Below are 25,775 nucleotides of genomic sequence, written 5' to 3'. Positions count from 1 at the left end.
GGTCAGGACCGCAAGGCGCCCCGGCGGCGGTGCAGATCGGCGACAGACCCGAGCGCGGCGTCGAGTTCCTCGCGCAGCAAGGCGGCCTGTTGCGCGGCGACGTCCTCCCCCAGCAACGCGGCGACCCGCCCCTCCCCCAGCAGCGCCAACGCCTCCCACGGCGACGACGCCAGCTGTCCGCTCAGGACACCCGCATCAGGCGGCGACAGCTGTTCGGCCAGACCAGCCGTACCCGCGGCGATCAGCGCGGCGACGACGAGGTGTGGCTGGGCGTCCGCACCCGCGAAGCGGAACTCCAGCCGCGGCGCGGACGACGTCCCGCACAGCCGGATCGACGCTGTCCGGTCATCCGGTCCCCAGCGCAGTTCGCGCGGCGAGAACGGAGCGGTCCGGAGCCGGACGTAGCTGTTCCAGGTCGGAGCCCACACCGCGGACAACGCTCGCGCGTCCCGGAGCACTCCGGCCAGAAATGCTCCTAGCGCGAAGGGAAACCCGACCGGCCCGTCTGAAGTGGACAGTGACAGATGGACGTGACAGGAATTCCCCTGGCCGCGTTCCGGCGCGGCGAGATAGTCGGCTTGCGCACCGTGCTCGGCGGCCACCCGCCGGGTCGCCATCTGCAGCAGCAACGCGTCATCGCAGGCCGCGAGCGCGTCCCGATGCCGCAGGACGACCTCGTACTGCCCCGGATGACACTCCGCCCGCGCCGATTCCACGCCCAGACCGGCCGTCGCGGAACGCAGATCAGCCAGCAGCGGCGCGAGGCGTTCGGTGCCGCCGACAGCGTAGTCCACGCCATGCGCGGTGAGCGGACCTCCTTCCAGGTCCCGGAAAACCACCTCGTGCTCGATCCCGATCGACGGAACCAGCCCGTGCTCCTCCAGCCTCGCCAGCTGCCTCCGCAACACCGTCCGCGGCGCGAGCCCGGCCGGTTCGCCGGACGGGAACTCCGCGTCCCCGACCACCGCCCACGTCTGGTCGCCGAGCGGGAACGCCGTCGCCGCGTCGAGCCGCACGCGCAGGTCGCCGAACCCGCCGAGATACGGCTTCAGCGGGCCGATCTCCGGCAGCGGCTCGCGCTCCGGCGTCCAGGCGAAGATGTAGCTGCACACGCCGTATCCGCTGTCCAGCACCTCGGCGGCGAACGGCGCGGCCAGCTCGACCGCCGCGAACCGCGCGTGCGGATCGGGCACCAGCAGCACCAGCCGAGCGCCGTCCTCGGCAAGCACTCGACGCAGCACCTCAGCCGCCGCCGAGCCCGCTTCGGCGCGCACGGCCAGCGACCTCGGCCCGACCGGACGGTCGAACGGGCTCACCAGGCACCGTCCGGATCGGGCGCGTGCAACGGGTTCGGCACGCGGCCCCAGCGGACGTCGAACTCGTCGTCGCGCTCGACCTTGTCGAAACCCTGTCCGGCGAGATGCTCACGGTTGAGCGTGACCCGCTCGACGTCCGGCGCGAACAGCCGGCAAGCGTCGAATCGCTCGGCTACCTCGGGGTTTTCGTCGCGATAGCGGCCTACTACTTCGCGCACCAACGCCCAGAAGTCGCCGCGAACCAGCCCGAGATCGTCCAGCAGCAGCTCCGCCCAGAACCGCAGCTGGCCGGAGAAAACCGAGCTGAACAACGATTGGGCGAGCAGATGCGCGGGCCAGCGCAGCATGTCGGCATCGGCGTCCGGGGGAAGGTCCGCGTAGCAGGGAAGTTCCTCGTCCAGCAGGTCGACACCCTGCGCGAAGTCCTTGATCGCGACCCGCAGCGGGCGGCCGTCCGCGTCCACCACCAGCACGAGATTCTGGCCGTGCGGGCAGAATCCGACGCCGTACTGGAGCAGCCAGTGCAGCAACGGCGTGAGCAGCAGGTCGAACAGCCGCGACAGCCACACCTCCGCACCGTCGCCGGACTGCGTGATCAGCCTGGTCAGCACGGTCTCGCCGGCGGCATCGCGGTACAGCAGCGCGGCGAAGGAGATCGCCTGCTCCCCCTCGTCGAGCCGGGCGACGAGCGGCTCCCGCCACAGCGCACCGAGCGTCTCGTGGAACCGGTACGGCAGCTCCTCCAGCAACCCGAACAGCGGGTGCTGCACCGAAACGCTCGCGACCTCGCCGAGCAGCTCGAAGCGGTACTTCTCGGACAGGAGTGGATCGGCCGCGTCGATCCCGCGCAGCCATTCGGTGACCGACGGCCCGGCGAGCGTCGCGGCGGAGTTCAGGCCGCGGTAGACGAGCGTATTCCGTACGGACACAGCGGTTTTCACGTCACGGCGGTCGGGCCGCGAACGGTTGGCCAAGGTCCGCACGGTCTGATGTGGACGGTAGACGTCGCTGCTCTCCCCCAGCTCGGCCATCCGGCCGGTCGCCAGCTCGGCCGCGTAAAGCGTGCCGATGATTTCGTCGGCCTGCCAAGGATGCACCGGCACCCAGACGTAGTCGGCGGGAGCGCCGAGACGCGCCGTGCGGGCGGTGAACTCGGCGCGGGTCGACTCGTCCAGCTCCTCGCGCAGCAAGGCTTCCGCGTCAAGTCCGGCGACGCTGCGGAACTGCGCCAGATCGCGATGCACGGCGTACCAACGCAACCGGATGTCGGCACCGGACTCCGGCGCGTAACGCGCGCGGTCGCGGGCGGAGAAGCCGACGCGACCCTTGTTGAGCACCAGCCGAGGGTGACCGGTGAGGTGGCCGTCGGCGAGGTTGTAGTCCATCGTGGACAGTGCGGCGGCGGTCGGTGCGCGGAGCAGCCGGGTCGCCTCGTTGGCGACCGTCGAGGTCAGCTCGGCGAGCACATCAGCGAGCCGGAGGCCGGTGAGCCCGAGCCGTTCCCGCGCGTCGACGACCAACGTGCGCGGGTCGTCCGCCGGGGCTTCCGCACCGCGAGCGACCCGGATTGCGCTGCCGGGCAACACTGTCCACGATTCGAACGCGCCTCGGCGTGCCTCGAAGCGGTACGAAACGTCGTCGGGAAGATCGAGCTGCCAGCTGCGATGCCCGGCCCGCGTCGGTTCGCCGGGCACCGGCACCAGCATCGCTTCGTAAGACAGCTCGCCGAGCATCTTATGCGTGACGAGCGAGCCCGCGGCCCGCCAAGCGGCGTCGTCGGTCAAGGTCACTGGTCCTCCGTCTGGTCGAGGCCGAACGTGGTGAACGCCGTCCGTTCGGGCAGGTCGTACACCGGTTTTCCGCATACCGCGTTGAGAATCGCCGCGGCCCGCCACGCGCCGAGCCCGAGATCCGGCGCACCGGGGCCGTGCGTGTGCCGTTCCGCGTTCTGCACGAACAACGGTCCCGGCACGTCGAGTTCGACGCGATAGTCGGCACCGATCACGAGCCGTCCTTGCGCGTCACGGCCGACCGCTTCGCCGAGTCCTTCCAGCAACGGCCCGGTCGGTGTTTCCGCGTAGCCGGTGGCAGCTACCACGGCGGCCGTCCGATGCACAGCGGTCGTCCCTTGCTGGGCATGCCGCAGCCCCAGCTCGATCCCGTCGCCGACGGTCGCGGACACCACCTCGACGCCCGGCGTCAGCACCGCGCCCGGCCAGCCGCCGCCGATGCTCCGCCGGTACAGCTCGTCGTGGATCTCCGCCATTGTCTCGGCGTCGATCCCTTGGTACAGCTGCCATTGTGTCGGAAGAAGCTTGTCGCGGGCCGCTTCGGGAAGGCCGTGGAAGTACGCCGTGTAGTCCGGGGTGAACTGCTCCAGGCCGAGCTTCGAGTACTCCATCGGCGCGAAGGCAGTCGTGCGCGCGAGCCAGCGCAGACCGTCCATAGTGGACCGCGAACGCAGCAGATCGAGAAACACCTCCGCTCCCGATTGCCCCGAACCGACGACCGTCACCGAATCCGCGGCGATCAACTCAGACCGGCGAGTGAGGTAGTCAGCGGAATGCACAGCAAGGACATCCGGCGCGGATACCAAGGGCTGCAACGGTTCTGGCACGCTCGGCTGCGTTCCGACGCCGAGCACGACGGCCGCCGCCAACACCGGATCCGCCCCAGAGACGGTCAGCTCGAACGCCTCTTCGCTCTCGATCCAGCGCAGCCCGGTGACCTCGTGCCCGAACCGGCACGACGGCAGCCGGGACGCCGTCCAGCGCGCGTAATCGTCGTACTCGGCGCGCGGCAGATGGAACCGCTCGGCGAAGTAGAACGGCAGCAACCGGCCGCGTTCCCGCAGGTAGTTGAGGAAGGAATGGCGACTGGTCGGGTCGACGAGCGTCACCAGATCGGCGAGGAACGGCACCTGCAGCGTCGCGCCGTCCAGGAGCAGCCCGGGGTGCCAGCGGAACTCGGGGCGCGCGTCGAACAGCACGGCTTCCAGCTGGTCGAGCGGATCCGCCAGCGCGGCCAGCGACAGGTTGAACGGCCCGATCCCGACCCCGGCGACGTCGTAGCGCCTCACGACGCGACCGGGCTTTCCCGCGAGACGTTCATGCGCGGGTCCGCAGCGACGATGGCCACCGCGTCGAGCAGCGCCCGGTAGTCGGCCGGTTCGGTGTGCGGATGCAGGAGAGTGAGCTTGAGCCACAGCTGCGAAGCACCGTCCGGACCAGTCGGCAACGCGCCACGACCGATCACCGCGGTGCCGTCTTCCAGCAACGTCCGGCGCACCTGCGCGACCAAGCCGTCCCCGGCCAACCCCGGCAGCTCGTCCGCCACCACCGGACGGAAGACCACTGTGGACAGTTCAGGCGCACCCCACGACCGCAACGCCGGATGGTCCTCGACCATCGCGTGCACTCCGGAAGCGTTGGCACAGCAGCGTTCCACGAGCGCGCCGATCCCGGACGTGCCGAGCGCGCGCAGCGTGACCGCCATCCGGAACGCGTCCGGACGCCGGGACGTGCGCAGCGAGCGACCGAGCAAATCGGGCAGTCCGGCTTCAGTGTCGTCGTCGGCGTTGAGGTACTCGGCGCGGACGGTAAGCGCCCGCAGATCAGCCTCCCCGCGCGCGCAGAGCACCCCGGCCGCGACCGGTTGCCAGCCGAATTTGTGCAGGTCAAGCGCGACCGAATCGGCCAGCTCCAGACCTGCGACGCGGGAGCGAAGGGTTTCGCTGCAGAGCGCGAGACCGCCGTACGCCGCGTCGACGTGCAGCCGCGCTCCAGTCCGGCGGCAGATCTCGGCAATCTCTGGCAACGGGTCGATCCGCCCGGTGTTGGTGGTGCCAGCGGTCGCGACGACCACGGCCTGCGCGCCGAGCGGTGCCAACGCCTCGGCCAGCGCGGACGGGACCATCCGGTCGTCCACGCACGGCACCACAACCGGCGCGGGCAGTCCCAGCAGCCACGCCGCGCGGGCGACGCTGTGGTGCGAATTAGCGCCGCAAACCGGTCGCGTGACACCGGATTCGCGAGCGAGCAGGAGGCCGAGGAGGTTGGATTCGGTGCCGCCGGAGGTGACGACGGCGTCCGGGCGGGCGGCGTCCGGGTAGTAGAGCCGGGCGAGGCCGGTGGTGAACTCGCGCTCGATCTCGCTGGCGACCGGGGCCTGGTCCCAGGAGTCCATGGACGGGTTCAGCGCGGAGGCGACGACGTCAGCGGCGACGGAAACCGCCAGCGGCGGGCAGTGCAGGTGCGCGGCGCACGCCGGGTCGGCGGGGTCGGCGGATCCGGCGGCCAGCAGGGCGGAAAGCTCTTCCAGCGCTTGTTCGGCGCCCACCCCGTGCCGCGCGAGCCCGGAGGACTGCCCGCGGGCGAGCGTCGCCGCGACCGCGGCCGGGCCACCGGCCGGGACCGGCCCGCCGCGTTCCGCCGTGCCCGCCGCCATCCCGCGCAACGCCGCGGGAAGCAGCCGGGCCAACCGGTCCGCGCCGCCGGACCCCCCGGCAAGCCACTCCGCCGAAGTGACGCCGGACCCGGGCCCGGAGGCCGCCGGCGCTGAGGGCGCATCCGCCATGGAACCGCCTTTCTTAGGGTAACCTTGCCTTACCCTGCGCAACAATACGGATACCCACCGACGTCCCGCGACCGGGGCCGCCCCCGTGCCCAGCATGCTGGGCAAACCGCCCCCACGCGTCGCCCCCGAACGCCGCAGCACACCAGGACCCGCCCAGCCCCATTCACCGCACAAAAACGGCCAGTGCCCCCGCGAAGGAGCACCAGCCGCTTCCTAAGATTTCAGCGCTTCAGACCAGCCCGAAACAACCGCCGACTTGAGTCGAGAGCGATTCCAACTGGACCGAAACGCGGGATCGCGTCGGCGAAGCCGGCGCAATCAGACACAGCCGCGACTACGAAGCCAGACCAGCCAATTCCCCGTGAATCCACTCGACCTGCGTCCGCATCAGGTTCTCCGCAACCTCCTCAGCCTGCGGAGTCATGTGCGTCGCACCAGCGAGCGGCAAGAATCCGTGCGCACGCCCCTTCGCCAACAGGGCCGACGAGAGCCGAAGCGCATGCGCCGGAAAAACATTGTCGTCAGCCAAACCGTGCACGATCAGCAGCGCCCGCTCGAGCGAACCGGCGCCCGCGATGAGCGAGTTGTGCTCGTAGCTTTCCGGTTCGTCGTCCGGCTTTCCGAGGTAGCGCTCGGTGTAGTGGGTGTCGTACAGCGACCAGTCGGTGACCGGTGCGCCCGCGACCGCCGCGTGGAAGACGTCCGGGCGCCGCAGCACGGCGAGCGCGGACAGGTAGCCGCCGTAGGACCAGCCGCGGATCGCGACCCGCTCCAGGTCCAGCTCGGGGTACGCCTCGGCGGCCGCGTGCAGGGCGTCGACCTGGTCGGCCAGCGTGACGTCGGCGAGCTTGCCGGCGATCTCCTTCTCCCACGCCGGTCCGCGGCCGGGCGACCCGCGACCGTCCACGACCAGTACGGCGAAGCCCTGGTCGGCGAGCCACTGCGGGGTCAGGAAAGCGTTGCGGCTCTGGAGAACCCGCTGCGCGTGCGGTCCGCCGTACGGGTCGAGCAGCACCGGCAGCTTGCCCTCGTCCGGCTCGTATCCGCGCGGCAGCACCAGAGCCCCGCGCAGCTGGCGCTCGCCGAGCGTCAGCCAGGTCAGGTTCGGCACGATCTCCGGGTCCACAGTGGACGATTCGATCGAACCCACCTCGATGCCGTCCCGCAGCACGGTCACCTTCGGTCCGCTGTGGTCGAGACTCCACGAGGAAAGCACCGTGAGCGCCGCGCTGCCCGAACCGACATGCACACCGTCCGTTGTGGACAGACGGCTCACCGTATCGCCTTCGGTGCGGTACAGGTGGATCTGCGTCGGGTCGGTTTCCGAAGCGGTGAACAGAATTTCATCGCCGACGTGCAACACCATCCGCAGCTGCATCCCCGGCGGCGTGACCGGCTTGCCGTCCACGAGGAGCCGGTGATCGCCGTCAGCCGCGCTTTCCACCACCAGCTTGCCGTCCGCCGTCCACGCGGGCACGCCCTGGAAGATCTCGACCCAGTGCTCGTCGGTCTCGGTGTGCACCTCGGCGACCGAGCCGTCGGCCGGGTCCAGCGCGAGCACGGTGAGCTGCTTCTGGTCTCGCGGCTGCACGGCCAGCAGCGGCTTGCCGCCCGCCGACCAGTGCACGGTGACCAGGTACTCCCAGTCGCCTTGTGCCACATCGACGCGGTTGCCGTCGAGATCCAGCACGGCCAGCGACACCTCGGCGTTCGGCGAACCAGCCGACGGATAGGCCACGACGTTCGCCGGCTGCTGCGGGTTCGCCGGGTCGCCGATCGTCCAGCGCGGCACCGGCCCGCGGTCCGCGCGCTCCACGATCACGCTGCGCCCGTCCGGCGCCCACCAGTAGCCGCGCGTGCGGTCCATCTCCTCGCCCGCGATGAACTCCGCGAGGCCCCAGGTGACGTCCTCGTCGTCCTCGCCGACGAGCACGCGGTCCTCGCCGGTCGCCAACTCGATCACGCGAAGCCGACGCTCGCGCACGTACGCGACGTGCGTGCCGGTCGGGTTCGGCCGCGGGTCGATGACGGACCCGTCGACCAGGATGCGCGTCTCGCCGCTCGCGAGGTCGAGTGTGTAGAGCTTCCCCGACAGGGTGAAGGTGACGACGGTGAACGCGTCGTCGACGCCGAAGGCCACCACGCCGCCGCCGGTCTCGCGGGCCCGTTCGCGGCGCGCCCGCTCCTCCGGCGGCAGGTCCTCGTCGCCGGACACCAGCTCGGCGGCGTCGATCAGCTTCGTCTCCTCGCCGGTCGCGAGGTCGAACGACCACAGGCTGTGCCGCGGATCGGTGCCGGTGGCGCTGCGCAGGAACAGCACCCGCGAACCGTCCGGGGCGACCCGGAACTGCTTGGGCGCGCCGAGAGTGAACCGCTGGGTGCGGGCCTGCTGGCGGAGGAACGGAACGTCGTCGAGTGCGAAATCGGTCACGACCAGCACTCTTTCAGATCATCAGCCGGGCACGCCAACACCCTGCAGCGCGGCCCGCTGCTCGTCGACGTCGTAGGCCGGCTCCGGGAACTGCGGGTCCATCTCGGTCAGCGTCTCGACCAGCAGCTCGGCGACCGCCCAGTTCCGGTACCACTTGCGGTCCGCGGGCACCACGTACCAGGGAGCGTGCTCGGTCGACGTGCGCTTCAACACGTCGGCGTACGCCTTCTGGTAGGCAGGCCACTGGCGGCGCGCCTCGATGTCCGACGGGTCGAACTTCCACCGCTTCTCCGGACGGTCCAGCCGCGCGGTGAGCCGGTTGAGCTGTTCCTCCGGCGAGATGTGCAGGAACACCTTCACGACGGCGGTGCCGCTGTCGGTCAGCTCCTTCTCGAACGCGTTGATCTGCGTGTAGCGCTGCCGTCGCTCAGCGGCGGGGAGCTGTCCGAGGACTCGCGGCACCAGGATGTCCTCGTAGTGCGAGCGGTCGAACACGCCGAGATGACCCGGCGTCGGGAGCTTCTTGCGGATGCGCCACAGGAAATCGTGCTTGCGCTCGGCGGCCGTCGGCTTCTTGAACCCGGAGTACTGCACGCCCATCGGGTTCACCAGGCCGAGCACGTGGCCGACGGTGCCGCCCTTGCCGGACGTGTCCATGCCCTGCAACACCAACAGCACGCTGCGCGCACCGCCGCCGATCCCCTCCGCGTACAGCGCTTCCTGCAACCCGGCGAGCTGTTCCCCCGCGGACTCGAGTTTCTTGCCGCCCTTCGCCTTCTTCTCCGGCCCCACGGGCGACGAAGCCGGGTCCGGCAGCTCGTCGCCCGCCCGGAGCACGTCGCGGACCCGGTTTCCGTTCTCCTGCTTCTTCGCCATCTCGGGACGATAACCGCACCGGCCGCCGATCCCGGGGACTTCTCCGCCGGTGCGGTCGGGTGTCATCCGGTCGAGCGAGCCGCGCAGCGAATCGCCGGGCAGACCCCTCGATTGCGCAACGAACGACGGGGGAAAGCAACGTTTCCCGGCTGAACTCCCCGCGAACGGGCTCTAGCCTGAACGCATGACAGCGTCCGTCCAGCCTGCCGGCACCGCGCGTCCCACCTCCTCCGACGGCTTCATCGCGCTCGACGAGCAATGGAGCACGCACAACTACCATCCGCTGCCGGTCGTGATCGCCGAAGCCGAGGGCGCTTCGGTGACCGACGTGGCCGGCAAGTCCTATCTGGACTTCCTGGCCGGCTACTCCGCGCTCAACTTCGGCCACCGCAACCCCGAGCTGATCGCCGCCGCGACCGAGCAACTGGGCCGCGTCACGCTCACCTCCCGCGCGTTCCACCACGACCAGCTGGGCCTGTTCTGCCGCGAGCTGGCCGAGCTGACCGGCACCGAGATGGTGCTGCCGATGAACTCCGGGGCCGAGGCCGTGGAGTCCGCGGTGAAGGTCGCGCGCAAGTGGGCGTACCAGGTCAAGGGCGTTCCGGCGGGCACGGCGGAAATCGTGGTCGCGGCGTCGAACTTCCATGGCCGCACCACCACCATCGTCTCGTTCTCCGACGACGAAACCGCGCGCGCCGACTACGGGCCTTTCACACCGGGCTTCGTCCAGGTGCCGTACGGCGACGCTGAAGCGTTGAAGGCGGCCATCACGCCGCGCACCGCAGCAGTGCTGATGGAGCCGATCCAGGGCGAGGCAGGCGTCGTCGTGCCGCCTGAAGGGTTCTTCGCCGCGGTACGACGGCTGTGCGACGAGAACAACGTGCTGATGATCGCCGACGAGATCCAGTCCGGTCTCGCACGCACCGGCACCGTGCTGGCGCTGGAGCACGAAGGCGTCCGCGCAGACCTGTACACGCTGGGCAAGGCCCTCGGCGGCGGCATCGTCCCGGTGTCCGCAGTGGTCGGCAGCCGTGCCGTCCTGGGTGTGCTGAAGCCGGGCGAACACGGCTCGACCTTCGGCGGCAACCCGCTGGCTTGTGCCGTCGGCCGCGCCGTGGTGCGGATGCTGCAGACCGGCGAGTACCAGAAGCGGTCCACCGAGCTTGGCGCACACCTGCACGAGCGGCTGGCGAAGCTGGTCGGCGACGGCGTTTCGGAGGTGCGCGGGCGCGGCCTGTGGGCGGGCGTCGACATCGCGCCGGACGGTCCGTCCGGGCGCGCGGCATCCGAGGCGTTGGCCGGGTTGGGCGTGCTGTGCAAGGAAACGCACGACCGCACGCTGCGCGTCGCGCCGCCGCTGGTGATCACCGAGGCCGAACTGGACCGCGGCATCGACGCGATCGCTCAGGTCGTGCGCGGCTGACTTGCCCGGTGACCGCCGTTTTCCGGGCGGCGGTCACCGGGTGGGCATCACCGCGACCGTCGATCCGTCCGGCGAGGCGGTCACGTCGATGCCGCGGCCGTACTCGTCCTGGACGGACGTGCTGAGGCTCCACGTGCCGTCGTTCTCCCGCAGCGCCACCGAAACCTTGTCGCGCGGGAAGCCGGGCATGCGCTCGTCCACCTTCGCGAGAATCGCGGGCAGCGCCTTCGGGGACAGCTCCGACAACGCGAACAGCGGCGCGCCCGGATCCGGCTGGATCGGCGAGGGCCGGTGCTCGACGAGACGTCCGCGATGCCAGTCGTAGTCGTCCGAAGTACCCGGGCCAGGGCCGGGTACCTGGAACTCGACGTGGTCGGTACGGATGATCGCTTCGTACGCTTGCGGACGGCCGCTCGACTTGGTCAGCAGTGCGGCGACCTCCCGGAAACCGTTCTCGGTGAACGCATCCGCGGTGAGCGCCGGGACGCCCTTCGCGTCCGCGACCAGCTCGCGGTTGCTGTCCTTGCCCGACCGGACGGTCATCGTGATCCCGACGTCCTCGCGGCTGATGCGCACGCGCGCGTCCGCCGGGTCTCCCCCGAACCTCGCGACGAGGCCGGGTATCGCAGCGAAATTGACCTCGCTCGCGGCGAACTGCTTCTCCCGCGCGCTGGTGCTGCTTGAGTCGCGTTTGACCGTACCGCCGCGATAGCTGAGATACGCACCGGGAATTGTGGCGCGCACCTGGTCCGATTCCACTGTCAGGTCTTCGAAACGCTCGCTCTCAGCGGACAGTTTCGCCACGGCAGTACGCAAATCGTCCGCAGTGAACAGGTCCGGCGGGGAGAGCAGCTGGCCGAGGACGTCGTCGCGGATCGGCACCAGCAACGCCGACGCGATGACGAGCGTGCTCACTGCTGTCATCGCCAGCCGTCCGACAGCATTCCCTAGCCGCGCTTCGGGTTCCGGCGTCCGGTCCGCGCCGACGACGCCGACCTGCCACGGCCGGTCAGCCCACTCTCGCGGCGGGTCGGCGTCCACCACGACGACACCGGGATACCGCGGACTGTGCTTGACCACGACGACCGTGCCCGGCTGATACGCGGCGGAACGGAGCGGATGGATCAGCTCCCGGGCGGGCGCCCGATACGCGGTCTCATTCGGCGGCGCGACGACGAGCTTCAGTTCGGTGACGTAGGCGTCGTTGATCTGCGTCCCGGTCGTTTTCAGGTGCTCGATCTTGGCGAGCGCGCGGTCGCCGTGCTGCTGGACGAAGCGCATGCCCTGCGGAGAGGCGGTCCCGCGCAGCGAGCGGGCGGTGCTGCCGAGCGTCAGCACCAGGATGGTGAGCCCGAGACCGATCGATGCGGCCGCGAGGTACCAGCCGTAGCCGAGGACGAACCCGCCGACGATGCCCGCGATCGCGAGCCCGAGCGGCAGCGCGTACACCAGCCGCAGGAACCGGATCAGCCGGATCGCCGGAGACCGCCGCGGTTCTGGTGAATTGAGCACAATTGGTGTGTTTACTGCACTCCGCGCGAAGCCACCAGACGGGGTGCCCATTCAGGCCGACGTCACCTCGACGCCGCTCAGCCCGGTGTTGTCCTGCTGCTGCCCGTCGCCGCCCGGCACCGTGGGGATGTCGCCGGTGCCGAGGCCGGACAGATAAAGCCCGGCCTCGGCGCCGGCTTCCGCGGACTGCCGCTTGCGGCGCGCGGTCTCGATCCTCGTCACCACGACCTCGCGGGCACCGCCGGGCAGCTGAACCACCGCGTTCGCGCCGACCTGGACGGTGCCGTCGACGACCGTGCCGGTGACCACGACTCCGCGCGTCGGGATCTGGTAGATCTCGGAGATCCGGAAGCGGAACGGGCCGGACGGGGTTTCAGCCGGACGGCGCGAGAACAGCGACATGGGACAAGCATCGCATCACGGCGGTTACCCGGCTTTCACCGGCTGGCCGCCGTGTGGACCGCCGCGGCCAGCTGGTCGTGTTCCGGATAGGACCAGGTCGCGGAGAACTGCCGCCGCGTGTACCCGAAAGCGATGCCGCTGCGCGGGTCCACGAAGGACTCGGAACCGGCGGATCCGTTGTGCCCGAACGCATTCGCGCTGAGGAACGGGTACCGCAGCCCCTTCGCCTGAAACCCGAGCGCGTACTGGCCCGCGTCGCCGGTCACCAGGTCGCGGCCGGTCGAATGGAGCATGGCGAACTCGCCGAGCGTGCCGGGTTCGAGCAGCGGCGGCCGTCCGTCCAAACCGGACACGGCAGCCGCGTACAACCCGGCCAGCCCGCGCGCTGCCGACCCCGCCAGCGGAAACCTGGCCCAGCGCCCGCACCCGCCGAGCGTTGACGAACGCCACCTGATCGAGCGGCGGCGTCGAGTCGAGCCCGTAGCCGATGCCGCCCAGACTGTGCGGTCCCGGAACGTACGCCTGGAACGCCGCCAGTTCCTCCGCACTCGCCTCCCCCGCCAGCACCTCGCGGTACCGGTGTTCTTCCCGCTCAGGCAGCCCGAGGTACAAGTCGAGTCCGTACGGCTCGCGCACCCTCTCCGCGAAGTGCTCCTGGACCGACTGCCCGGTGACCCGCCGGACCACCTCGGCAACAATCGAGAACCCGGCGAATCCGCTGTAGCCGTACGCAGATCCCGGCCGCCAGAACGGCCGCTGCCCAGCCAACCTTCGAGCAATCACCTGATCGTCCGCAAGGTCCTCAGCTGAGAAACCACCGTCCACCCCGATCACACCGGAACGGTGGCTCAGCACGTCTCGCACCGTGATCCCGCCCTTGCCCGCGCCAGCGAACTCCGGCCAGTGGCGCGCGACCGGCTCGTCCAGGTCAAGAACGCCGTCCTGCACGAGCAGCGCCACCACCAGCGTCGTCGCGCCCTTGGTCGAGGAGTACACGCCAGTCAGGGTCTCGCCCGTGACGTCACCCGCCCAAAGATCGACCACCAGCCGCCCGCGCACGCGGACCGCCAACTGCACGCCCGCACTCGCCTCGGCCGCCGCGGCGAACTCGTCGCGGACCGTCTCGAAGCCGTCCGCGACAGTCCCCTGGATTTCGATGTCCCCCATCAGTTCTTGTCCCTCCGATCGCCAGTTGTCGAAAGGAGGACCCGCGCGCCGCCGTGAATGTGACTAGGCTTCGCTTCGTGACCGCTAGGCGGACTCTCGCGCTCTTCGCCGCGCTCTGCGCACTCGCGACGCTTGTGCTGGGACTGCTCGTCGCGCCCTACGCACCGGGCACTGTGGACCAATGGGCCGACAGGTCCGCCTCAACGCTGAGCCCGGGCTTGCTCAACGCGCTCGTGCTGCCCACCGAGCCGTACGTGCTCATTCCCGCCGTCGCCGTCATCGCCGGAATCTGCCTCTACCAACGCTCTCGACGCGACGCTCTGCTCGCTGTAGCAGGCCCGTTCATCGCCATCGCCCTCAACAGCTGGGCGCTGAAACCCGTCTTCGACCGCTGGAAAGGCGGCACGCTCGTCTACCCGAGCGGCCACACCGTCAGCCTGGTGGCCGTACTCACTGTGGTGGTGCTGCTAGTCCGCTTCAAGGCGATCGCCGTCGCAGTGGGCGCGCTACTGGTCGCTTGTGCCGCCGTCGGCATGATCGGCCTCGGCTACCACTACCTGACGGACATCGCCGGCGGCGTCTGCTTCGCCGCCGCAGTGGTCACCGCGCTGCGGGCGGCGCTGTCACCGCGTCGCGCGCCAGAGCCGTCAACCGGCTGATCGCGCGCAGGTACTTCTTGCGGTAGCCGCCGTTCAGCATCTCCTCGCCGAACAGCTCGGGCAGCGGCACGCCGGACACGACCACCGGGATCGCCCGGTCGTACAGCCGGTCCGCCAGCGCGACCAGCCGAAGCCCGACCATCTGGTCCGGCACCGGCGTCACGTGCTTGAGGTGCACCCGCCGCACCCCGGCGAGCAGCTTCCCGTACCGCGAGGGATGCAGCCGCTCGAGATGCGTCATCAGCGCACTGAATTCGTCCACAGTGGACCCTTCGTGCGCGGCCGCCGAGGCGTCGATCTCGTCGTCACCGACCGGCGGCGGCGCGTCCGGCAGCCCGCGGTGCCGGTAGTCCGGCCCGTCGACCCGCACGACGCCGAACCGCCGCGACAACGCCTGGATCTCGCGCAGGAAGTCCTCCGCCGCGAAGCGCCCCTCGCCGAGCTTGTCCGGCAACGTGTTGGAGGTCGCCGCGACGTAGACGCCCGCGTCGGTAAGTTCCTGCAGCAACCGGCTGACCAGCGTGGTGTCGCCGGGATCGTCGAGTTCGAACTCGTCGATCGCCAGCAGCCGATGCTCGGACAGCCGCGCGACCGCGTTGGCGAACCCCAGCGCGCCGACGAGGTGAGTCAGCTCGACGAACGTCCCGTACGCCTTGGGCCCCGGAGTCTCGTGCCAGGTCGAGGCGAGGAGGTGGGTCTTGCCGACGCCGAACCCGCCGTCGAGGTAGAGCCCCATCGGCCCGTCCGGAATCGCCGCCCCGCCGCCGAACAACGACCGCAGCCGCGACTTCTTGGCTTTCGCCGCGCCGATCCGCGAAGCGAACGCAGAACACGCCTCGACCGCGGCCGCCTGGCTGGGCTCGTCCGGGTTGGGAAGGTAAGTGGAAAACCGAGCCTCGCCAAACCGCGGCGGCGGCACGAGGGACGCGATCAGCTCGTCGGCCCCAAGCTCGGGAAACCGGTCGGTCAGCGCAGCTGCGGGCATGGTGGAGGAGCCTATCCGGCCCGTTCCGGCGGGCTCGGCTCGCCTGGACGTCGCCGGACACGGCAAATCCCCCGGTCGGAGCCACTTTTGGCCGGGGACGGGGCGGGCAAGACGGGGTTCGTGTGGTGACTGTCACCGGGCCGCGTAGCTGGCCCGACGCACCTGGCGAACCGGGCCGAGCGAGGTCGGCCATCGGCGCGCGAATCAGCAGCATTGCCGCCAGGCAGCCATCGCAAGGCGGCTCGGACCCGCTGACCGCCGGTCGAGTCCGCCGCATAGCCGCGCGGATTGCCGACGGTGCGCACCGTCGACCTGCCGTCAGCGACGGCCTCTGGCCGAGGCCGCACTAGCGCCATGCCGAGCCGAACTGGCCCTACGAGTCGTCGCCTGGCTGCGCTTCGTCGCCTGGCGGTGCGCTTCTTCGCCGCGAGTCATCTCCTGGCTGTCCCGTCCGCGCCAAGCGCCGTCTTCAGGCCGCCCCGTCTGCACCCGAAGGCCCGAGCGCAGTGCGGTGAGCCCGGCGAGCCACCGCCGCCATCGCAGGACGGAAGTTCGGCCGCAGCCTCGCTGGCCGCTTGCCAACTCACCCATTCGAGGGATGCCGCGTGAGTTTTCGCCCGGTCGGGAGATCCTTTCAGCGAGCACGTCTCCGGCGCCGCGGGCCGCTCGCGGTGACACTGGACGCGCTATGTCCGCATACAGGGAGCGAGGAACCATGCCGACCCCGAACCGGCCCGATGTGCCGACCGCTGTTCCGTCTGCCGCGCTGACTTCGGTCGAGCAGACGGACACCGCTGGGCGCACCACGATTTCGTCGCTGGTCGTGCAGAAGATCGCGGCGCTTTCGGCGCGCGAGGTCGCCGGCGTGCACGCGCTCGGCGGCGGGGTCTCGCGGGCGATCGGGGCCATCCGGGACCGCATCCCGGGCTCGGCCGCGACCTCCACCGCGGGAGTCTCCGTGGAGGTCGGCGAGAAGCAGGCCGCGATCGACCTCGACGTCGTCGTCGAATACGGCGCGCGCATCGCGGAGGTCGCCCGCGACGTGCGGCGCAACGTCATCACCGCGGTCGAGCAGATCACCGCGCTCGAGGTGATCGAGGTCAACATCTCGGTCAACGACATCCACCTGCCCGGCGAGGAGGACGAACCCGAGTCGAGCAGGGTCGAGTGACCAGTCAGTCGCCAGTGCGTCGGCGCAGCCCGGTTGTCCCGCGGACTCGATACCTCGTCGGTCCTGGCGACCCAGGTGCGCCAGCGCTGCGGGCGCTGAAGCCGAAACGCTTCGGACCGCAGTGTGCCGACGCCAGCTAGACAGGACGAACGGCCTAGCGGCAGCTCCGGAATCCCGAAGCGCCGCGCAATCCGCCGCCGCGACGGCCACGAACGCACCGTCGTGCCAGTCACGGAACCGCTAGCCGCACCAACTGCTAGTCCAAGGACCACAGCACCTCAGATCAGGCAGCACAACCAACGCAGCACGCAATCCCAGGAGGGCGCACGTTGAACGCAACGCAGACCGGGATCCTCGCCGGGCTGATTCTCGGCCTGGCCGCCACTCAGGGGTTCACCGCCTTTCTGGTGACCTTCGCGGTCGGCATCATCGGGCTCGTGGTCGGCCGGGTCCTCGACGGCGAACTCGACCTCGGCGACCTGTTCGGGAAGGGCCGAGACAAGTGACCAGGGCGGTCGAGGCAGGGCCGTCCCGCAGCGATCTTCCGGAGCCCGCCGAGCGCGGTTCGCTGACCATCGCCCAGGCCGTGGTGCGCAAGGTCGCGCAGCACGCCGCCGACCAGGTGCCCGGGACGATGTTCACCGAGCGCCGCGTCGCGGGCGTCAGCACCGGGACTTCCGGTGCGTCCGCGAAGGTCGGCGGATCGGACAACGACGTGGAGCTGTCCCTCGATCTCGCGCTGCGCTATCCGGCCCCGGTGCGGGAAGTGACCGGGCAGGTGCGCGCCAAGGTCGTCGAAGAGGTCGAACGCATCACCTCCTATCACGTGCGTTCGGTCGCGGTGACGGTCACCGCGCTGCTGCCGGACGTGCCGCCGAGGGTGCGATGATGCGCGTCCTCGTCCGTCTTCTGTCCACGTTGCTCGGTCTGGCCGTCGCGGCCGGCGGCGCGTTGCTGGCGCTCGAGGTCGGCTGGGCCTGGTGGCAGCCCGGCAAGGAGCCGCTGCTCGTGCCGTGGCCGCGGTGGAAGACCGCGATCGCCGAGCTGGACTGGACCAGCACGCCGGTGCGGATCGCCGCCGGGATCGCGGTGCTCGCCGGGCTCGTGCTTCTGTTGCTGGCGCTCGGTGCGGGCGACCGTGCGGTGCGGATGACCGATCCCGCCGACGGCATCACGGTGAGCACCTCGCCGCGGGCGCTCGCGCGGTTGGTCGGGCTGGCGGTGCGCGCGGAGGACAACGTGCGCGGCGCGTCCGTGACCGCCAGCTCTCGCAGGGTGCGCGTGCGCGCGACGAGCCGTCTCGAAAACGAGGAACAGCTGCGGCCGCGACTGTTGGAGACCGTCTCCGGGGTGCTGGACGATCTCCCGTTGCAGCGCCGCCCGAAGGTGTCTGTGGTCGTCGACTCTCCGAAGGACCGGTGATGAGTGCTTCCGCGGCGCGTCGCGCGCAAGGTCGTTCGCACGGTGCCGAGCGCACGCTGACCTCCCTGGTCGGCGTACTCGGGCTGCTGGCTGGTGCCGGTGCGCTGGTAGTCGGCATGGGGTGGCTCGGGCAGTTCCGCGGGCACCGCCCGGTGCTCGACCCGATCGCGGTCGGCTGGCTTGGCGACCACGCGCTGTACGCGCGGATCGGCGCGCTCGTGCTCGGAGTGCTGCTGCTGGCGTTCGGGCTGTGGTGGTTTTTCCGTTCGCTGCGCCCGGAACGCCGTCCGGACCTGAAGCTCGACGAGACGATCGGCTCGGAGCTGACCGTCACCGCCGGGGCACTGGCCGGGGCCGTGCAAACGGATGTGGAGAGCGTTGACGGGGTCACCCGGGCCCGGGTCCGGTCGGTGGGCACGGTGGCTGAACCGGCGTTGCGGATCACGCTCTGGCTGGCCGAGGGCACGGAAGTCCGGCGGGTGTGGGAAGACCTCGACTCGTACGTGCTGACCAGGGCCAGGGAATCGCTCGGCGTCGAGACGCTGCCGACCGCGGTGCGGCTCGAACTCGACACGGCCGGCTCGGCACGCGTGCGCTGATCCCGCGTTTCGCCCAGAATGCCCGCATGGCCCTCCCCGTGCAGGCACCGATCAAGCCCATGCTGGCGAAACCGGCGAAAGCGATCCCCGATTCCGGCGGCCTGCTGTTCGAGCCGAAGTGGGACGGGTTCCGCTGCCTGATTTTCCGCGACGGCGACGAGATCACCCTGCAGTCGCGCGCGGAAAAGCCGCTGAACCGGTACTTCCCGGAGGTGCTCGCCGCGCTGCGGGAATCCTTGCCAGAGCGGGTCGTGCTCGACGGCGAACTCGTGGTGGCCCGCGACGGCAAGCTCGATTTCGACGCGCTGACCGAGCGCATCCACCCGGCGGAGAGCCGCGTGCAGCTGCTCGCCGAGCAGTCGCCCGCGCAGTTCGTGGCTTTCGACCTGCTCGCGCTGGGCGACGAGTCGTTTGTGGACGAGCCGTTCTCGGCACGCCGCGAACGACTCGAGTCGCTCCCGGGCATCGCGCTGACGCCGGCGACGACGGATCCGGAGACCGCGCGGCACTGGTTCGAGCTGTTCGAAGGAGCCGGGCTGGACGGCGTGATCGGCAAGCCGCTGGGCGAGCCGTACTCGCCGGGCAAGCGGGTTCTGTTCAAGTACAAGCATTCCCGCACCGCGGACTGCGTGCTGGCGGGCCTGCGCTGGCACGTGGACGGCGAACCGGGCGAGGTGGTCGGCTCGTTCCTGCTGGGCCTGTACGACGACAACGGGCTGCTGCACCACGTCGGCGTGGTCGGTTCGTTCCCGGTCGCGCGTCGCCGCGAGCTGGCGCAGGAGCTGGCCCCGCTGATCACTGACGGCGAAGGACATCCGTGGCTGGGCGACGCGGTCCGCGAGGGACAGCGGATCCCGGGCGGCATCACGCGCTGGCGGTCGAAGGAACAGCCGTGGGTGCCGTTGCGGCTGGAGCGCGTGGTGGAGGTTTCGTACGAGCACACGGAGGGCGGCTATCCGTCGCGCTTCCGGCACACCGCCCAGTTCGCGCGCTGGCGGCCGGACCGGGAGCCGTCGTCGTGCGGCTACTCGCAGCTGGACGAGCCGGCGCGCTACGACCTGTCGGCGGTGTTCCGGGGCGAGGTCGTGCGGACCCGCTGACCGGGCCGCCCGGACCGGCGCGAGCCGGACACGCCGCAGGACCCGCTCACTGGCTTCCCACACCAGGCGTGCCAAGCTCGTCCGAGAGTTCCGCCGAGCAGACGTGAGGATCAGCCCGTGCACCGCCGTTCCCCCAGCCGTTCCCGTTCGCGCGCCCGGCTGGTGGCGGCGACGCTGGGAGTGCTCCTGCTGGCCGGCTGCACCAGCGGGCCCTCCGTGCGGCCCGCGGTGATCGACAACGACGGGCGCGCTACCACCGCGCCGCCCCCGAGCGCCGCCGCGGTGCCGCTGCCGCCGCTGGCCGAGCCCAAGAAGTCCAATGTGCGGTGGGCCAACTGCGACGCGGACACCCGGCAGCGGATGGCCGCTCCGGCGCTGCCCGATTCGCTGCACGTCAGCTGCGCGCGCCTGACCTCCCCGCTCGACGCGCCCGACGACTCGCAGCATCTGCTCGCCCGCGTCCTCGTGCTCAAGGCAGGCGACGGCCCGATCCCGCTCGTGGTGGTCAACGACATCGGCGGCGAGCCGGGGTCGCTGTTCGCCGCGCGCCTGGCGACGAAACTGCCGCCGGAGTTCCTCAAGAAGTTCTCGCTGATCGGCGTGGACCGGCGCGGCACCGGGCTGTCCGGCGGAGTGCAGTGCGTGCCGCTGGAGGTTCGTTCCGACCTGCTGGGCGCGGACCCGGCCGAGGGCGGCCTCGGCGAGGTGCTCGACGCGGCCCGCCGAGCAGGCCAGCAGTGCGCTCTCGATCTCGACACCGCGCAGACCGCGCTGGACAGCTGGCGCACCGCCGGAGACCTCGACCAACTGCGCAAACAGCTGGGCCTGGACCGGCTGAACGCGCTCGGCCGCGGCGACGGTTCGAAGGTGCTTTCGGAGTACGCCGTGCGCTATCCGGCGCAGGTGGGCCGCATGGTGCTGGACGGCATCCCGGACCCGGGCGCTGACCGAGCGGCCGTGCTCGACGCGGTGGCCGCTGGTGCCCAGTCGACGTTCGACGCCTTCTCCGCGGACTGCGCCGCCCGCAACTGCCCGATGGGCGATGCGAAAGCCGCGCTGAAGACGGTGACCGACCGGCTCCGTACGTCCCCTGTGGACACTGACGACGGCGTGACGATGAGCCCGGGCGTGGCGACCTACGCGGTGTACCAAGGACTCGCCGACCGTTCGAACTGGCCAGCTCTCGCCGACGCGCTGAACGCCGCGAAGAACGGCGACATCACCGCACTGGCCGGCTTCGCGAATCCGATCGTCGCGGACATCCGCGGACGCACGTCGCGCATCGGCGGCACCATCGCGACCCGCTGCAACGACTCGACCACCCGGCTGCCCGCCGATCAGCTGGACCGCGCCGCGGCGGCGATGCGCGCGAAATACCCGCAATTCGGCGCGGCGGTCGCTCAGGAACTCGCCTGGTGCGGCGCTTGGCCGGTCCGCCGAGAGGCGCTGCCTCCCGCCGGTGCGCCCGGCGCCCCGCCCATCCTCGTGGCCGCCACCGCCACCGACCCGGTGACGCCGCAGATCGGCACCACCCGGGCCGCGGACCAGATGCCCAGCGCCGTGACTGTCACCTGGCAGGGTGTCGCGCACGGCGCGGTCGGCCAGTCCCCCTGCGTCACATCCGCCGCGCAATCCTTCCTGATCGACGGCAAGATCCCGGACAACGGCACTCTCTGCCCAGCCTAGGGATCGATCGCTCTTCCGCCGGTGCCGCGCGGTTTCCGCCGCGACGCAGTTGCCGAGCGATGCCATCCGACCGAGACAGCGCCGCCATCCAACGCGCAGCATCCGGCCGAGTCGTTCGCCCCGCTGTGGTCTGAGGTGGCGGGACCGGGGCTGCCCCGCCGAAGTCGTTTCGAACACCCCACCAGTATCTCGAACACTTGTTCGAGGGCGCATCACTCGAAGCGGCTGGATTACCTCACCCACCCGAGAACGCAGATCTCACCGCGAGTGCCGAAAACCCCGGCAGCGCGCCAAATTCCGCCACTCGCGGCCGGGAACCCGGCAAGCCAAGGCCGCCCCAGAGCCCGACCGTCCTAACGGGACACAGCAGGACTGGCAGCCGCCCAAGCCGCCTCGATCATCCGGAACACCTCGTCCACCGCGGCCTCCGGATCAGCCGCCTCGCGGGCCACCGAATAGGCGTCGACCACGAACCGGGCGATCGCGCGGCACGCCGTCGGAGTCCGCCCGAGCCCGGTATCGGCCGCCATCGCGGCCGCCAGCGACTCCGCGTGCCGCAGCCGCATCGATTCCTCGTACTCCCGCAGCGCGGGCGATCCGTCGATCATCCGCCAGACCGGCGCGACGCTGTCCGCCGTGCAATGCCGCACCAGTGCCTGGATCTCGCCTCGCAACGCCGGGATCAGCGGCTCTTCGGGCTCCCGCCCCTCGACCGCTCCCCGGAGGTTCTCCTCGAAGTTCGAGTCCTGCTCGAAGACCAGCGCTTCCTTCGAGGCGAAGTGCGAGAAGACCGTGGTCACCGCGACATCGGCCTCGGCCGCGATGTCCCGGATGCCCACCTCGTCGTACCCGCGCTCGAGGAACAGCCGAAGCGCGGTGTCGGCGATCTTCTGGCGGGTCGCAGCCTTCTTGCGCTCGCGCCGCCCGGACGGCTCAGTCATTCGCGGATGCTATCAGCCACAAAACCTGGCCGATTACCAAAAGCTAACAGTTAGCTTTTAATCGGGCGGAGGGCTACTGCCGGTACCCCTCGACCTCGCCCACCGACCGCACCGAAGCCTCGTCGGGGTCGTCGTCGAACTCGACGCGGGCCCGCCGCTGCCGCAGAAGGTCCCAGCACTGGTCGAGCTCCTCTTCGGCCCGGCGCAACCGCTCGCGGTCGTCCGAGGACAACCCGACCCCGATCGCCCGGTCGCGCAGTTCCTTCTCCTCCGCGATCAGCTCGTCGATCCGCCCCAAGATCCCGTCAGCCACATCAACCTCCAAGACAGCGTCGGACACCCACCAGGACGCTACCGCGCCCCGGGGAATTCCCCACCCGGCTCGTTCGTTGAACCACCCATGAGCACAGTGGAACTGACGGCGGACAACTTCGACCAGACCGTGACCGACAACGAGTTCGTGCTGATCGACTTCTGGGCAAGCTGGTGCGGCCCGTGCCGCCAGTTCGCGCCGGTGTTCGAGAAGGCGTCGGAAAAGCACGGCGACATCGCCTTCACGAAGGTGGACACCGAAGCCGAGCAGCAACTCGCCGCGGCGTTCAACATCCGCTCGATCCCGACGCTCGCCGTGATCCGCGACAAGACCCTCATCTACTCCCAGCCCGGAGCCCTTCCGGAAGCCGCGCTGGAGGACCTCATCCGCCAGGCCCGCGAGGTCGACATGGACGAGGTGCGCAAGGCCGCCGCCGCGCAAGAAGCCGAGCAGGCCTGAGCCCAGCCACCGCAGGCGCACTACCCGGGGAAACACGAAGGCCCGGCACCCACCAGGGTGCCGGGCCTTCGCGGTGATTCAGGACCGGGTGACGAGCCCGCGCAGGAAGAACGCGAGGTTCGCCGGCCGCTCGGCCAGCCGCCGCATGAAGTAGCCGTACCACTCGTCGCCGCAGGGCACGTACACGCGCATCGTCTCGCCTTCGCCGGCGAGCCGCTTCTGCTCCTCGGGCCGGATGCCGTACAGCATCTGGTACTCGTGGTCGCCGGTCGCGCGCCCGGCGTCGGCCGCGAGCTTGCCAGCGATCGCGATCATCCGAGGGTCGTGCGAGGCCACCATCGGGTAGCCCTTGCCCTCCATCAGGACGCGCAGGCAGCGCACGTAGGACTTGTCCACTTCGGACTTGTCCTGGAACGCCACCGATTCCGGCTCGGCGTAAGCGCCCTTGCACAGCCGCACGCGCGACCCGGGACCGGACAGCTCGCGGCAGTCCTGCTCGGTGCGGTGCAGGTAGGCCTGCAGCACCGCGCCCACCCACGGGTACTCGGCGCGCAGCTCGCGGAGGATGCCGAGCGTCGAGTCCGTGGTGGTGTGGTCCTCCATGTCGAGCGTCACCGTCGCGCCGACCGCGTCGGCCGCCGCGCAGATCTTCCGCGCGTTCTCGAGCGCGACGCCTTCGCCGTCGCCCGGCAGGAACTGCCCGACCGCGGACAGCTTCACCGAGACATCCGCGCCCTTGGCGAGGCCCTGTTCGGACAGCGCCGTCAGCAACTCCTCGTACGCCTGCACCGTGGCGGTGGCCTGTGAGGCGTCGGTGGTGTCTTCGCCGAGGTGGTCGATGGTGATCTTCCGGCCGTCGGCGGCCAATTCCCGTGCGGCGCGCACGGCGTCGGCGGTAGCCGAGCCGGACACGAACCGGCGCACTACGGACCGGGTGACCGGTACCGCTTCGATCAGCGCACGCATCCGCTGCGAACGAGCGGCGGCGAGCAACGGGGCACGCAGCATGGCGGTGTCTCCTTCTCAGCCCTGGTGCGGGTAGCGCACGGAGGTCGGCGGCACGAACGTCTCCTTGATCGAGCGGGGGCTCGTCCAGCGGAGCAGGTTGAAGACCGAACCGGCCTTGTCGTTCGTGCCGGAGGCGCGCGCCCCGCCGAACGGCTGCTGGCCGACGACAGCGCCGGTCGGCTTGTCGTTGACGTAGAAGTTGCCCGCGGCGAACCGCAGCGCCTGAGACGCCTTCGCGACAGCCGTGCGGTCGTTCGCGATCACGGCGCCGGTCAGGGCGTACGAAGCGGTCTCGTCGACCAGGCGCAAAACTGAGTCGAACGCAGTGTCATCCCGGTCTTCGTACACGTACACCGACAGGATCGGGCCGAAGTACTCAGTGCTGAAGATTTCGTGCTTCGGGTTCGTCGACACGAGAACGGTCGGCTGCACGAAGTAGCCGACGCTGTCGTCCGCAGTGCCGCCGACGAGGATTTCGACCTCGCTGTCGTTCTTAACGCGCTCGAAGAGCGAAGCGTGCTTGTCGAAGGCGCGACGGTCGATCACGGCACCGCCGAAGTGCGACAGGTCGGTGACGTCGCCGTAGCTGAGCGCGGCAGTCTCGGAAGCAAGGCCGTCCTTCAGCTGCTCCCAGAGACTGCGCGGCACGTACGCACGCGAAGCGGCGGAGCACTTCTGGCCCTGGTACTCGAAGGCGCCGCGGACAAGCGCGGTGCGAAGCACGTCGATGTCCGCCGACGGGTGCGCGAGCACGAAGTCCTTGCCGCCGGTCTCGCCGACGAGACGCGGGTAGCTGCGGTAGCCGGCGATGTTCGCGCCGACAGTGCCCCACAGGTGCTGGAAGGTCGCGGTGGAGCCGGTGAAGTGGATACCCGCCAGATCGCGGTGCGTCAGCGCGACCTCGGAGACGGCCTTGCCGTCGCCCGGCAGCAGGTTGATCACGCCCGGCGGCATGCCTGCCTCTTCGAGCAGCCGCATGGTCAGGTGCGCGGCGAAGCTCTGCGTCGGCGACGGCTTCCACAGCACGGTGTTGCCCATCAGCGCGGGCGCGGTGGGCAGGTTGCCGGCGATGGCGGTGAAGTTGAAGGGCGTGATCGCGTACACGAAGCCCTCGAGCGGACGGTGCTCCATCCGGTTCCACACGCCCGGCGAGCTGATCGGCTGCTGGTCGAGGATGCTGCGGCCGAACTCGACGTTGAAGCGCCAGAAGTCGGCGAGCTCGCACGCGGAGTCGATCTCGGCCTGCGTAGCGGTCTTCGACTGGCCGAGCATGGTGGCCGCGTTCAGCGTCGCGCGCCACGGGCCGGTCAGCAGATCAGCGGCACGCAGCAGGATGGCCGCACGGTCGTCGTAAGACAGCGCGCGCCACTCCGGAGCGGCCTTCGCGGCAGCGGCGATCGCGTCAGTCGCGTCCTGCTTCGTGGCGCTCTGGATGGTGCCGAGGACGTGGCCGTGGTTGTGCGGCTGGACGACGTCGATCTTCTCGCCGCCGCCCGCGCGCTGCTCGCCGCCGACGGTGACCGTCAGGTCGACGGGACCGGCCTGACCCAGTTTCTTCAGCGCACCCTCCAGCTCGGCGCGCTCGGCGCTGCCCGGTGCGTACGTCAGCACCGGCTCGTTCTTCGGGGCGGGGGTCTGGGTCACGGCGTCCACTGCGGCTCCCTCGTTGGCTTACTCGTCGGTTGCCCGAAAGATAACGCTGCGCGGCGTTCAAGGGTTTGTTCAAACGG

Annotated in this window: 24 protein-coding genes; 10 read left to right on the top strand and 14 right to left on the bottom strand. The window is 70.3% G+C overall.

The window, feature by feature from the left end; genetic code table 11:
* Positions 1–2: 2 nt before the first annotated feature.
* The 6 genes from ABZX37_RS39405 to ABZX37_RS39380 all read right to left on the bottom strand — a co-directional run bounded on the left by ABZX37_RS39405 (position 3) and on the right by ABZX37_RS39380 (position 9,198).
* Entirely contained in the window at positions 3–1,316 is a 1,314-nt protein-coding gene (locus tag ABZX37_RS39405) for a glutamine synthetase (protein WP_354748476.1), read from the bottom strand.
* Complete coding sequence (locus ABZX37_RS39400) at positions 1,313–3,106, bottom strand: IucA/IucC family protein (RefSeq protein ID WP_354748474.1); 1,794 nt, start codon at positions 3,104–3,106, stop codon at positions 1,313–1,315. The genes ABZX37_RS39405 and ABZX37_RS39400 overlap by 4 nt, the downstream gene beginning before the upstream one ends.
* Positions 3,103–4,395, bottom strand: coding sequence for a SidA/IucD/PvdA family monooxygenase (locus ABZX37_RS39395; RefSeq protein WP_354748472.1), 1,293 nt, complete (start codon positions 4,393–4,395; stop codon positions 3,103–3,105). The genes ABZX37_RS39400 and ABZX37_RS39395 overlap by 4 nt, the downstream gene beginning before the upstream one ends.
* Entirely contained in the window at positions 4,392–5,891 is a 1,500-nt protein-coding gene (locus ABZX37_RS39390; protein ID WP_354748470.1) for an aminotransferase class I/II-fold pyridoxal phosphate-dependent enzyme, read from the bottom strand. The genes ABZX37_RS39395 and ABZX37_RS39390 overlap by 4 nt, the downstream gene beginning before the upstream one ends.
* 334 nt (positions 5,892–6,225) lie before the next feature.
* Positions 6,226–8,322, bottom strand: a complete 2,097-nt coding sequence (locus ABZX37_RS39385) for a prolyl oligopeptidase family serine peptidase (protein WP_354748468.1) — start codon at positions 8,320–8,322, stop codon at positions 6,226–6,228.
* A 21-nt stretch (positions 8,323–8,343) separates the two neighbouring features.
* Entirely contained in the window at positions 8,344–9,198 is an 855-nt protein-coding gene (locus tag ABZX37_RS39380; protein ID WP_354748466.1) for a PPK2 family polyphosphate kinase, read from the bottom strand.
* Positions 9,199–9,382: 184 nt separating this feature from the next.
* Between ABZX37_RS39380 and rocD the strand changes: the two genes are divergently transcribed.
* The gene (rocD, locus tag ABZX37_RS39375) at positions 9,383–10,621 is read left to right on the top strand and encodes an ornithine--oxo-acid transaminase (RefSeq protein ID WP_354748464.1); all 1,239 of its coding nucleotides are present in this window, start codon (positions 9,383–9,385) and stop codon (positions 10,619–10,621) included.
* A 33-nt stretch (positions 10,622–10,654) separates the two neighbouring features.
* Here the strand turns inward: rocD and ABZX37_RS39370 are convergent, their stop codons facing one another.
* Genes ABZX37_RS39370 through ABZX37_RS39360 form a run of 3 tightly spaced genes read right to left on the bottom strand, consistent with a single transcriptional unit; the run spans position 10,655 to position 13,702 of the window.
* Positions 10,655–12,133 (bottom strand): hypothetical protein, encoded by a 1,479-nt coding sequence (locus ABZX37_RS39370; protein WP_354748462.1) that lies wholly within the window; start codon positions 12,131–12,133, stop codon positions 10,655–10,657.
* A gap of 51 nt (positions 12,134–12,184) precedes the next feature.
* Complete coding sequence (locus ABZX37_RS39365; protein ID WP_354748460.1) at positions 12,185–12,535, bottom strand: EF-Tu/IF-2/RF-3 family GTPase; 351 nt, start codon at positions 12,533–12,535, stop codon at positions 12,185–12,187.
* Positions 12,536–12,559: 24 nt separating this feature from the next.
* A complete protein-coding gene (locus ABZX37_RS39360) occupies positions 12,560–13,702 on the bottom strand; it encodes a serine hydrolase domain-containing protein (RefSeq protein ID WP_354748458.1) in 1,143 nt (380 codons plus the stop codon).
* Between the two features lie 77 nt (positions 13,703–13,779).
* Here ABZX37_RS39360 and ABZX37_RS39355 point away from each other — a divergent pair, with 77 nt between their 5' ends.
* The gene (locus tag ABZX37_RS39355; protein WP_354748456.1) at positions 13,780–14,361 is read left to right on the top strand and encodes a phosphatase PAP2 family protein; all 582 of its coding nucleotides are present in this window, start codon (positions 13,780–13,782) and stop codon (positions 14,359–14,361) included.
* On the opposite strand, the gene zapE is transcribed toward ABZX37_RS39355, so the two are convergent.
* Positions 14,303–15,346 carry a cell division protein ZapE gene (zapE, locus tag ABZX37_RS39350; protein WP_354748454.1) on the bottom strand — a complete coding sequence of 348 codons (1,044 nt, stop codon included), beginning with the start codon at positions 15,344–15,346 and terminating at the stop codon, positions 14,303–14,305. The two genes, ABZX37_RS39355 and zapE, sit on opposite strands and share 59 nt — an antisense overlap.
* A gap of 715 nt (positions 15,347–16,061) precedes the next feature.
* Here zapE and ABZX37_RS39345 point away from each other — a divergent pair.
* From ABZX37_RS39345 to ABZX37_RS39315, 7 genes are all read left to right on the top strand, one after another.
* Positions 16,062–16,517, top strand: coding sequence for an Asp23/Gls24 family envelope stress response protein (locus tag ABZX37_RS39345; protein ID WP_354748452.1), 456 nt, complete (start codon positions 16,062–16,064; stop codon positions 16,515–16,517).
* A gap of 329 nt (positions 16,518–16,846) precedes the next feature.
* The gene (locus ABZX37_RS39340) at positions 16,847–17,023 is read left to right on the top strand and encodes a hypothetical protein (RefSeq protein ID WP_009075692.1); all 177 of its coding nucleotides are present in this window, start codon (positions 16,847–16,849) and stop codon (positions 17,021–17,023) included.
* The gene (locus tag ABZX37_RS39335) at positions 17,020–17,406 is read left to right on the top strand and encodes an Asp23/Gls24 family envelope stress response protein (RefSeq protein WP_344267437.1); all 387 of its coding nucleotides are present in this window, start codon (positions 17,020–17,022) and stop codon (positions 17,404–17,406) included. The genes ABZX37_RS39340 and ABZX37_RS39335 overlap by 4 nt, the downstream gene beginning before the upstream one ends.
* Positions 17,406–17,939 (top strand): DUF6286 domain-containing protein, encoded by a 534-nt coding sequence (locus tag ABZX37_RS39330; protein ID WP_354748449.1) that lies wholly within the window; start codon positions 17,406–17,408, stop codon positions 17,937–17,939. Before ABZX37_RS39335 ends, ABZX37_RS39330 begins: the two co-directional genes overlap by 1 nt.
* A complete protein-coding gene (locus ABZX37_RS39325; protein WP_354748447.1) occupies positions 17,939–18,538 on the top strand; it encodes an alkaline shock response membrane anchor protein AmaP in 600 nt (199 codons plus the stop codon). Before ABZX37_RS39330 ends, ABZX37_RS39325 begins: the two co-directional genes overlap by 1 nt.
* 26 nt (positions 18,539–18,564) lie before the next feature.
* Positions 18,565–19,638, top strand: coding sequence for an ATP-dependent DNA ligase (locus ABZX37_RS39320; protein ID WP_354748445.1), 1,074 nt, complete (start codon positions 18,565–18,567; stop codon positions 19,636–19,638).
* A 117-nt stretch (positions 19,639–19,755) separates the two neighbouring features.
* The gene (locus ABZX37_RS39315; RefSeq protein ID WP_354748443.1) at positions 19,756–21,324 is read left to right on the top strand and encodes an alpha/beta hydrolase; all 1,569 of its coding nucleotides are present in this window, start codon (positions 19,756–19,758) and stop codon (positions 21,322–21,324) included.
* Between the two features lie 353 nt (positions 21,325–21,677).
* On the opposite strand, the gene ABZX37_RS39310 is transcribed toward ABZX37_RS39315, so the two are convergent.
* Both ABZX37_RS39310 and ABZX37_RS39305 read right to left on the bottom strand, forming a co-directional pair.
* The gene (locus tag ABZX37_RS39310; RefSeq protein ID WP_354748441.1) at positions 21,678–22,265 is read right to left on the bottom strand and encodes a helix-turn-helix domain-containing protein; all 588 of its coding nucleotides are present in this window, start codon (positions 22,263–22,265) and stop codon (positions 21,678–21,680) included.
* A gap of 73 nt (positions 22,266–22,338) precedes the next feature.
* Positions 22,339–22,578, bottom strand: coding sequence for a DUF2630 family protein (locus ABZX37_RS39305; RefSeq protein ID WP_182890496.1), 240 nt, complete (start codon positions 22,576–22,578; stop codon positions 22,339–22,341).
* 87 nt (positions 22,579–22,665) lie between these two features.
* Here ABZX37_RS39305 and trxA point away from each other — a divergent pair, with 87 nt between their 5' ends.
* Complete coding sequence (gene trxA, locus ABZX37_RS39300; protein WP_116205014.1) at positions 22,666–23,037, top strand: thioredoxin; 372 nt, start codon at positions 22,666–22,668, stop codon at positions 23,035–23,037.
* A 78-nt stretch (positions 23,038–23,115) separates the two neighbouring features.
* Here the strand turns inward: trxA and ABZX37_RS39295 are convergent, their stop codons facing one another.
* Together ABZX37_RS39295 and pruA are read right to left on the bottom strand one after the other, a co-directional pair.
* Complete coding sequence (locus tag ABZX37_RS39295) at positions 23,116–24,045, bottom strand: proline dehydrogenase family protein (RefSeq protein WP_354748439.1); 930 nt, start codon at positions 24,043–24,045, stop codon at positions 23,116–23,118.
* 15 nt (positions 24,046–24,060) lie between these two features.
* Positions 24,061–25,698 (bottom strand): L-glutamate gamma-semialdehyde dehydrogenase, encoded by a 1,638-nt coding sequence (gene pruA / locus ABZX37_RS39290; RefSeq protein WP_354748437.1) that lies wholly within the window; start codon positions 25,696–25,698, stop codon positions 24,061–24,063.
* Between the last annotated feature and the right edge of the window lie 77 nt (positions 25,699–25,775).

The organism is Amycolatopsis sp. NPDC004079 (assembly GCF_040610415.1).
Lineage (GTDB): Bacteria > Actinomycetota > Actinomycetes > Mycobacteriales > Pseudonocardiaceae > Amycolatopsis > Amycolatopsis halotolerans.
The sequence above is the reverse complement of the archived record's forward strand: the minus strand, read 5'-3'. Positions and strand labels throughout refer to the sequence as shown.

What these genes read in the sequence shown, in the direction of transcription:
- ABZX37_RS39390 (WP_354748470.1), bottom strand. Translation starts at nt 5,891, where the DNA reads ATGGCGGATGCGCCCTCAGCGCCGGCGGCCTCCGGGCCCGGGTCCGGC.
- ABZX37_RS39380 (WP_354748466.1), bottom strand. Translation starts at nt 9,198, where the DNA reads ATGGCGAAGAAGCAGGAGAACGGAAACCGGGTCCGCGACGTGCTCCGG.
- rocD (WP_354748464.1), top strand. Translation starts at nt 9,383, where the DNA reads ATGACAGCGTCCGTCCAGCCTGCCGGCACCGCGCGTCCCACCTCCTCC.
- ABZX37_RS39365 (WP_354748460.1), bottom strand. Translation starts at nt 12,535, where the DNA reads ATGTCGCTGTTCTCGCGCCGTCCGGCTGAAACCCCGTCCGGCCCGTTC.
- ABZX37_RS39360 (WP_354748458.1), bottom strand. Translation starts at nt 13,702, where the DNA reads ATGGGGGACATCGAAATCCAGGGGACTGTCGCGGACGGCTTCGAGACG.
- zapE (WP_354748454.1), bottom strand. Translation starts at nt 15,346, where the DNA reads ATGCCCGCAGCTGCGCTGACCGACCGGTTTCCCGAGCTTGGGGCCGAC.
- ABZX37_RS39345 (WP_354748452.1), top strand. Translation starts at nt 16,062, where the DNA reads ATGCCGACCCCGAACCGGCCCGATGTGCCGACCGCTGTTCCGTCTGCC.
- ABZX37_RS39330 (WP_354748449.1), top strand. Translation starts at nt 17,406, where the DNA reads ATGCGCGTCCTCGTCCGTCTTCTGTCCACGTTGCTCGGTCTGGCCGTC.
- ABZX37_RS39325 (WP_354748447.1), top strand. Translation starts at nt 17,939, where the DNA reads ATGAGTGCTTCCGCGGCGCGTCGCGCGCAAGGTCGTTCGCACGGTGCC.
- ABZX37_RS39320 (WP_354748445.1), top strand. Translation starts at nt 18,565, where the DNA reads ATGGCCCTCCCCGTGCAGGCACCGATCAAGCCCATGCTGGCGAAACCG.
- ABZX37_RS39310 (WP_354748441.1), bottom strand. Translation starts at nt 22,265, where the DNA reads ATGACTGAGCCGTCCGGGCGGCGCGAGCGCAAGAAGGCTGCGACCCGC.
- trxA (WP_116205014.1), top strand. Translation starts at nt 22,666, where the DNA reads ATGAGCACAGTGGAACTGACGGCGGACAACTTCGACCAGACCGTGACC.
- ABZX37_RS39295 (WP_354748439.1), bottom strand. Translation starts at nt 24,045, where the DNA reads ATGCTGCGTGCCCCGTTGCTCGCCGCCGCTCGTTCGCAGCGGATGCGT.